Origin of the sequence: Nocardioides sp. (assembly GCF_050699375.1) — a bacterium.
In the GTDB taxonomy this organism is placed as follows: domain Bacteria; phylum Actinomycetota; class Actinomycetes; order Propionibacteriales; family Nocardioidaceae; genus Nocardioides.
Genome location: NZ_JBOHDN010000108.1, coordinates 1 through 8,121, shown reverse-complemented (window position 1 = coordinate 8,121; position 8,121 = coordinate 1). Strand labels below are relative to the sequence as shown.

General features: G+C 68.4%; 8 protein-coding genes. 6 read left to right on the top strand and 2 right to left on the bottom strand.

Annotation, left to right across the window (positions count from 1 at the left end):
- Positions 1-9: 9 nt before the first annotated feature.
- The 5 genes from ACRDPS_RS07930 (at position 10) to ACRDPS_RS07910 (ending at position 5,388) form a co-directional block, all read left to right on the top strand.
- A complete protein-coding gene (locus ACRDPS_RS07930) occupies positions 10-99 on the top strand; it encodes an FAD-linked oxidase C-terminal domain-containing protein (RefSeq protein WP_431501086.1) in 90 nt (29 codons plus the stop codon).
- Positions 99-1,451, top strand: coding sequence for a (Fe-S)-binding protein (locus ACRDPS_RS07925; RefSeq protein ID WP_431501085.1), 1,353 nt, complete (start codon positions 99-101; stop codon positions 1,449-1,451). Before ACRDPS_RS07930 ends, ACRDPS_RS07925 begins: the two co-directional genes overlap by 1 nt.
- A 79-nt stretch (positions 1,452-1,530) precedes the next feature.
- The gene (locus ACRDPS_RS07920) at positions 1,531-3,231 is read left to right on the top strand and encodes an L-lactate permease (RefSeq protein WP_431501084.1); all 1,701 of its coding nucleotides are present in this window, start codon (positions 1,531-1,533) and stop codon (positions 3,229-3,231) included.
- Positions 3,232-3,533: 302 nt separating this feature from the next.
- A complete protein-coding gene (locus ACRDPS_RS07915; protein ID WP_431501083.1) occupies positions 3,534-5,243 on the top strand; it encodes a sodium:solute symporter family protein in 1,710 nt (569 codons plus the stop codon).
- Between the two features lie 13 nt (positions 5,244-5,256).
- Positions 5,257-5,388 carry a putative transporter small subunit gene (locus tag ACRDPS_RS07910; protein WP_431501082.1) on the top strand — a complete coding sequence of 44 codons (132 nt, stop codon included), beginning with the start codon at positions 5,257-5,259 and terminating at the stop codon, positions 5,386-5,388.
- A gap of 79 nt (positions 5,389-5,467) precedes the next feature.
- On the opposite strand, the gene ACRDPS_RS07905 is transcribed toward ACRDPS_RS07910, so the two are convergent.
- Complete coding sequence (locus ACRDPS_RS07905) at positions 5,468-6,256, bottom strand: hypothetical protein (RefSeq protein WP_431501081.1); 789 nt, start codon at positions 6,254-6,256, stop codon at positions 5,468-5,470.
- A 141-nt stretch (positions 6,257-6,397) separates the two neighbouring features.
- Between ACRDPS_RS07905 and ACRDPS_RS07900 the strand changes: the two genes are divergently transcribed.
- Positions 6,398-6,610: a dodecin gene (locus ACRDPS_RS07900; RefSeq protein ID WP_431501080.1), complete on the top strand. Its 213-nt coding sequence runs from the start codon at positions 6,398-6,400 to the stop codon at positions 6,608-6,610.
- Positions 6,611-6,616: 6 nt separating this feature from the next.
- Here the strand turns inward: ACRDPS_RS07900 and zwf are convergent, their stop codons facing one another.
- Positions 6,617-8,095 (bottom strand): glucose-6-phosphate dehydrogenase, encoded by a 1,479-nt coding sequence (zwf, locus tag ACRDPS_RS07895; protein WP_431501079.1) that lies wholly within the window; start codon positions 8,093-8,095, stop codon positions 6,617-6,619.
- Between the last annotated feature and the right edge of the window lie 26 nt (positions 8,096-8,121).

The following is an 8,121-nucleotide window of genomic DNA, read 5'->3' as shown; positions in this document are numbered from 1 at the left end:
TGGGGACCGGTGCCCGCGCTCGACCTGATGCGGCGCGTGAAGAACGAGTTCGACCCCGACCACCGGCTCAGCCCGGGCCGCTTCGTAGGAGGAATCTGATGACGGACTCGTTGCCGGCGAGGGACATCCGAGACCTGGGTGCCTTTGACGAGAACCACCCGCCCGACCAGGAGCTGCTCGACGACTGCGTGCACTGCGGCTTCTGCCTGCCTACCTGCCCCACCTACCTGCTGTGGGGCGAGGAGATGGACTCCCCGCGCGGGCGGCTCTACCTGATGAAGGAGGGCCTCGAGGGCGAGCCGATGTCGGACTCGATGGTGCAGCACTGGGACAGCTGCCTGGGCTGCATGTCGTGCATGACGGCCTGCCCCTCGGGCGTCCAGTACGACACCCTCATCGAGCAGACCCGCGCCCAGGTCGAGCGCAACCACACGCGTACGCCGAAGGAGAAGGCGCTGCGTACGTTGATCTTCTCGATCTTCCCGCACCCCAAACGCCTCCGGGCGATGCGTGGACCGCTCAGGCTGCTGCAGCGCACCGGCCTGGACCGCAGGCTCCGAAACACCGGTCTGCTCGACCGGATGGCGCCGCACCTGGCCGCGCTCGAGCGGCTCACCCCTACCATCACGGATACCGAGCCGCTGCCCGAAAACGTGCCCGCGGTGGGGGCGCGGCGCGCGGTGGTCGGCATGATCACCGGCTGCGTACAGGGCGCTTTCTTCCCCGGCGTCAACGCGGCCACGGCACGGGTGCTCGCCGCCGAGGGCTGCGACGTGCTCATCCCGCCCGGCCAGGGCTGCTGCGGTGCGCTCTCGGTGCACAACGGCCGTGAGGAGGAGGCCCAGGCGTACGCACGCCGGATCATCGACGCGTTCGAGGACGCCGGTGTGGAGTACGTCGTGATCAACGCGGCGGGCTGTGGTTCGACGCTCAAGGACTACGCCCGGCTGCTCGCCGACGACTCCGGGAAGAACCAGGGGTACGCCGCCAGGGCCGAGGCGTTCGAGGCCAAGGTCCGCGACATCTCCGAGATCCTCGACGAGCTCGGCCCGGTCGCCCAGCGTCACCCGCTCGACCTCACCGTCGCCTACCACGATGCCTGTCACCTCGCCCACGCCCAGGGCGTACGTGCCCAGCCGCGGGCGCTGCTGAAGGGCATCCCCGGGATCGAGCTGCGCGAGATCGCCGAAGGGGAGATCTGCTGCGGCTCGGCCGGCATCTACAACATCCTCAACCCAGAGCCCGCCCGCGAGCTGGGCGAGCGCAAGGCGCGCAACATCGTCGCCACCGGCGCCGATGTGCTCGTCACCGCCAACCCGGGCTGTCTGCTCCAGGTCGCCTCGTCGATCGCCGAGCAGGGACACCAGCTCGGGATGGCCCATCTGATCGAGGTGCTCGATGCCTCGATCAGCGGCTCCTCACCCGAGGAGCTGCGAAGCCGCACCATCTGATCCTCCTCCGACAACACACCCACCACATCTCGGGGCAGCCTCTCCGTCCATCTCCCACACACGACCCCTCGGAGTCATCATGTTTGAGCCAGTAGCCGACCAGGTCGGCGGATCGCTCGTCCTGAGCGCCCTGTGCGGCGCGTTACCTCTGATCTCGATGTTCGTCCTGCTCGGCGGACTCAAGATGAAGGCCTGGCAGGCCGGCCTCATCTCGCTGGGCATCGCCCTGATCGTCGCGGTCGCCCTCTTCAAGATGCCGGCCGACGACGCGATCCTCTCCGCTGCCCAGGGAGCGCTGCTCTCGGGCTTCTTCCCGATCATGTGGATCGTCATCAACGCGGTCTTCGTCTACAACCTGACCGTGCACACCGGCCACTTCGACGTGCTGCGCCGGGCGTTCAGCAAGGTCAGCGACGACCAGCGGATCCAGGCCCTGATCATCGCCTTCTCCTTCGGCGCGCTGCTGGAGGCACTGGCCGGGTTCGGTACGCCGGTGGCGATCACCGTGGTGATGCTGATGGCGATGGGGTTCAAGCCGGTCAAGGCGGCCGCGGTCGCGCTGATCGCCAACACCGCCCCGGTGGCGTACGGCGCGATGGCCTCGCCCATCAACGCGCTCTCGGACCAGACCGGTTTCAGCGTCGAGACCCTGGGTGCGATGGTGGGTCGCCAGACCCCGATCCTGGCGGTCATCGTGCCGCTCATCCTGGTCTTCGTGGTCGACGGCAAGCGCGGTCTCAAGCAGACCTGGGTCCCGGCCCTTCTCTGCGGTGTCGGCTTCGGTATCGCTCAGTTCGTGGCCTCGAACTACATCTCCGTCCCCCTGGCCGACATCATCGCCTCGCTCTTCTCGGTCGTGGTCGTCGTGGGCCTGCTGCGGGTCTGGCAGCCGCGGGAGAAGGTCCTCGCCGAGTCGCTGGTCGGCGCCACCGCGGGTACGTCCACGGGCTCCCGGGTGGGCAGCTCGGCGGATAGCTCGGTCGGCAGCTCGGTCGGCAAGGGCGGCAACGGCGACGAGGTGCGCGACAGCAACAGCGAGGTCTTCAAGGCCTTCCTGCCGTACGTGATCATCGTCGTGGTCTTCGTGATCGTCAGCATCCCCGCGATCAAGGACGTGCTGGCCCACCGGCCGTTCACCCTCTCCGGGACCGACTACACCCCGACGGCGATCTTCCCGGGGCTCAGCGACGTCGCCGGTGCCCAGGGCGGCTTCAAGTTCGACTGGTTCCCGGCCGCCGGCACCATGCTGCTGCTCTCGGGCATCCTGACCGCGATCTGCCTGAAGATCCGCCCCGGCGCGGTCGTGACGACGTACGTGGCGACCTACAAGCAGCTCGCCACAGCCATCATCACCGTGATGGCGGTGCTCGGCCTGGCGTACGTCATGAACTTCTCCGGTCAGACCGGCTCGATCGGCGCCTGGCTCGCCGGCACCGGCAGCGCGTTCGCGATCCTGTCGCCGATCCTCGGCTGGCTCGGGGTGGCGGTGACCGGCTCGGACACCTCCTCGAACGCCCTCTTCGGCCTCCTCCAGGTGACCACGGCGAAGGAGGCGGGGCTCGACCAGGTGCTGATGGCCGCCGCGAACTCCTCCGGCGGTGTGCTCGGCAAGATGGTCAGCCCGCAGAATCTCGCCATCGCCGCGGCAGCGGTCGGCATGGCCGGCAAGGAGGGCGAGATCTTCCGCAAGGTATTCGGCTGGAGCATCGCGATGCTGGCCTTCATGTGCGTCCTGGTCGCGCTGCAGTCGACCGCCGTGCTCGGCTGGATGGTGCCCTGAGCCCAGATCGATCGCGGCCCGGGCCGTCTCGTCGATCGTCGGGGCGTCCCGGGCGTACGGGGAGCTCGGGACGAGGGCACCTACCGGTTGAACATTCAGCAACTGTTACGGTGCTTGACGTCTACAGCCTTACCTCGGCTGGGCCGGACCCCGGCGAGTTGACTCTCGACCGAGAGGGACCGGTTTCCCCTGATCGATCGGTCGATCGACACCCGGCGCCCTCCTGCGGGGGCGCAGATGACGGCTGCGCAGACGCGTGTGTCTCCGGGGTGCCCTGCAAGGAATGACAAGGAGCAATTCACGTGGACGGATTCGAGTCCGCCCAGTTCAGCGTGCCGGTGATCGTCGCACTGCTGTTGTTCTTCTACGGAGGAACGTTCTGGATCTCACTGAGGATCGGCAAGAAGCAGGAGAACGCCGACGGTTACATGACCGCCGGCAACAACATCGGCTTCGGTATCTCTGCCGGCAGCATGACGGCCACCTGGATCTGGGCCTCGTCGATGTACGCCGCGGCGACCTCCGGCTACACCTACGGCATCTCCGGGCCGATCCACTACGGGCTCTGGGGTGCCCTGATGATCCTGTTCATCTACCCCTTCGGCAAGAGGATCAGGGCGGTGGCGCCGCGCGCCCACACCCTCGCCGAGGTGATGTACGCCCGGCACGGTCGCTCGAGCCAGCTGCTGCTCGCCGGGTCCAACCTCGTCGGCAGCCTGATCAGCCTGATGTCCAACTTCATCGCCGGCGGCGTACTGGTCGCCCTGCTCTCGCCGTTCAACTTCACTCAGGGCGTCGTCACGATCGCTTGCGGCGTACTGCTCTACACCTTGTGGTCCGGCTTCCGTGCCTCGGTGCTGACCGACTTCGTGCAGGTGCTGGCCATGCTCGGCGCCGTGGTGATCATCGTCCCGTTCATCTTCTTCGCCGCCGGGTTCCCGGCCGCGTTCGAGACCGGGGCGGCGAACCTGACCGCGCAGCAGGGGAACTTCTTCTCCAGCGAAGCGTTCCTCAACCAGGGTGCGCCCTACATCGCCGCGGTGCTGGCCTACGCGATCGGCAACCAGACCATCGCTCAGCGACTGTTCGCGGTCCGTGAGGACCTGATCAAGCCGACCTTCGTCACCGCCACCGTCGGCTACGGCTCCATGGTGATCGGTGTCGGCATGCTCGGAGTGCTGGCGCTCTACCTGGGCGTGGAGCCCAGCGGCGGCGACATCAACAACCTGATCCCGCAGATGGCGGCCGAATACCTGCCCGCCGCACTGCTGGCGGTCTTCTTCGTGATGATCATCGGTGCTCTGTCCTCCACCGCCGACTCCGACCTCGCCGCGATGGCGTCGATCGCGATGGCCGACGTCTACGGCCAGAACGTGGCCGGCAAGGGGGAGGCCGACCCGAAGGTGATGTTGCTGGTCGGGCGCGGCACCATGGTCGTGGCCACTGCCCTGGCGGTGGTCTTCGCGAGCTTCCAGCTCAACATCCTGGACCTGCTCGTCTTCGTGGGTGCGCTCTGGGGAGCGTTGGTCTTCCCGGTGATCGCCAGCTTCTACTGGAAGAAGGTGACGAACACGGCGTTCACCACCTCGGTCCTGGCGGCGCTGGCGGTGTTCCTGCCGGTGCGCTTCGGCTGGGTCCCGCTCACCGGAGTCACCGGCCTGGGTGTCGAGCTCCTCTCGGTGATCGGGATCGGCGTGGTGCTCGGCCTGATGGTCTTCGGCTTCTTCGGCCTGCGGCCGGCGGTGGCGATCGGTGCGGTGGCAGCCGTGGTCTCGGCGCCCTTCGTGCTCGGCTTCCTGCGCGACTACGCCACGCTGAGCGGCTCGCTGGTCGCCTACGCGGTCAGCACGCTCGTGTGCTGGGCGATGTCGCGCGGATCGAAGGTGGACTTCGACTTCGCCGACATCGACCGCAAGGTCGGCGACTTCGACGACTCGGGTGCGACCGGAGCGAGCGTGGCGGCGTCCGAGCCGCCGCGGCACTCCGACGACGACCTCGATCCGACCCCGTGAAACAGGAGGAACCATGGAAAGCATGCTGTTGACCGCGTACGTCCTCGTGTGGCCCCTCGTGACCGGGATCGTGCTGTACGTGATCTCGTCCGCCTTCATCAAGGAGTGGCGCCAGGCCAAGCGTGACGGGCGCGACATCATCTGATCCCGGCACGCGAGGATGCGCTGCGCCCCAGTCCAAGGACCGGGGCGCAGCGCATCTCAGGCGGGAGTCCGGGGTCGAGTCAGCGGCCCTCGACGGGCTCCGCGCCGTCCGTGGTCAGGACCTCGATCTCTCCGAGGCAGCAGGATGCGTCGGGATCGGCGGCAAGCAGCTCGCCCGGCCAGTCCAGCGCGCCGAGACGGTCCCTGGCCGCCAGGGCGGTGACGAAGAGCTGTATGTCGGAGAGCGTCGCGCCCGCCCCCTCGCGGCGCAACGCATCGACCAACGGCTGCACCTCGTGCTGCCACCAGGCGGCACCGAGCTCGTGTGCGGAGAGTCCCGTCTCGCTCGCGTCGTGGTGGGCGTAGCCCCAGGCCAGCGCCGCGTCCGCCAGCCGGGCCCAGTCCGCCGGTCGGGTCAGCCACAACCCACGGCTCACCTCGTCGGGGAGCGGCACCTTCTCGAGGAACCGGCGCTCGGCAGCCTTCGTCGGCAGGTCCGAGATGCGCAGGCAGCACAGGGCGAAGGCGACCGTGCAGACCCGCCGCACTCGGGCGGGCAGGGAGTCCCAGCCCAAGGACTTGGCCACGGAGACCCGATGATGGCCGTCGTTCACGAACAGCAGGTTGTCGCCGAGGCGGACCACGTCGATCGGAGGCGGGTGCGACCCGTTGCGGAACAGCTCCTCCGTACGTCGCCATCGTTCGTCGCGCCTGCGCGGGGAGAAGTCGGCGTCGAAGTCGGCCGTGCGGGCCACGGTGCCGACGACATCGGCGAGCACGATCTCGTCGTCGTACCGCTCCATGACTCCGTCGTTGCCGAGCGCCGCCAGCACGTCGTCAAGACGCATCAAGCCCGTGTCGTCACCCACGCCACCAGTGTGCCAGAGGCGTACGCCTGGATCTCGGCTTCCGTCCGCCCCTTGCACGGTCTCCACGTCGCGTCCATGGTGGATACAACGCTGGATCATCTGGGGCCCTGGAGGCCGTCGACCACCAAGAGAGGCAACACCATGTCTTCACACACCTACCGCGTCACCGAGATCGTCGGAACCTCCGAGGTCGGGCTCGAGGACGCGATCCGCAGCGGCCTCGGCCGCGCGAGCCAGACGCTGCGCCACGTGGACTGGTTCGAGGTCACCCAGATCCGCGGGCATGTCGAGGAGGGCGACATCCAGCACTTCCAGGTCGGGCTCAAGGTCGGCTTCCGGATGGAGGACAGCTGAGGCTCGTCAACGCTCGTTCGTGATCGCCTCGACCGGCGGCAGGTTCTTCGACTGGGTCGCACCCAGCCGCCATCCGCCGACCGGCAGCTCGAGCGCCGGCTCCGGCCCCCAGGACCCCTGCGGATAGCTCTGCACGGCCGGCCGGTGCTCGAGGACCGGCTGGCAGATCTCCCACAGCCGCTCGACCTCGCGCGCGCTGGTGAACAGGGTCCGGTCGCCGTTCATGACGTCGAGGATCAGCCGCTCGTACGCCTCCAGCGGCCCTGCGTCCGGTACGTCACCGGCGAGGTCGAGGCGGAAGACGCCCTCGGTCAACGCCATCCCGGGGCCGGGCCGCTTGGCCCGGACGTCGATCTCGATCCGGGCCTCGTCGCTGAGCTCGATCACCAGCTCGTTGGGCTCGGCCGAACCAGGGTCCACCGGCTGCAGCCACTGGTGCCGCGGCTCGATGAACCGGATCGTGATCGTCCGCCGTCCGGCGGCGAGGGCCTTGCCGGTGCGTAGGTAGAACGGCACCCCGCGCCACCGGTCGTTGTCGATCCACGCCTCGATCGCGACGTACGTCTCCACGTCGGAGTCGGCGGCGACGTCGGGCTCCTCGCGATAGCCGTCGTACTGGCCGAAGACCACCCGCTCGGGGTCCAGCGGCCGGACGGCGGCGAAGGCGGCGGCCTTCGCGGCGCGGATCGCGCCCTCGCGGAAGGCGTGCGGATCCTCCATCGCCACGAACCCGAGCAGCTGGCACAGGTGGGTGGTGACCATGTCGCGCAGGCAGCCGGTGCCCTCGTAGAAGCTGCCGCGTCCCTTGGCGGTGAGCTCCTCCGGTACGTCGATCTGCACCGACTCGATGCTGTGCCGGTTCCAGGCGGGCTCGAAGAGACCGTTGGCGAAGCGCAGCGCCAGCAGGTTCTGCACGGCCTCCTTCGCGATGAAATGGTCGATCCGGAAGATCTGCACCTCGTCGAACGCCTCGCTGAGCACGGCGTCGAGCTCGCGCGCCGAGGCGAGGTCGGTGCCGAACGGCTTCTCGGCGACCAGCCGGCTGCGGACGTTCAGCCCCTCGCGGGAGAGCATCCCGACCATCGGCTCCACGGCCTGCGGTGGCACTGAGAGATAGAGCAGGCGTTGTACGTCGCCGACCGTCTGTCCACTGTCCAGCGCCAGCCGGTCCTCGGCCTCGTGCACCGCCTCGGCCAGCGCCGTACCGTCCTCGGAGGAGGAGGCGACGAAGCGGATCCGCTCCACCAGCGGCTCCGCGACGCTCTCGTCGATCTCGCTGACGAACTCCTTCAGGGACTGGCGCACCCGGTCCCGAAACTCCTCGTCGCTGCCGGGCGAGCGCCGCCCGCTGCCGATGATCGCGAGCTGGTCGGGAAGCCGCTTGGCGAGGGCGAGCCGATACAGCCCGGGGAACAGCTTGCGCGCGGCGAGGTCACCGGTCGCGCCGAAGAGGACGAGTACGTGTGGAGCTGGCTTGGAGGACACCTGCTCAGTCTCAGCCAATCTCGGTC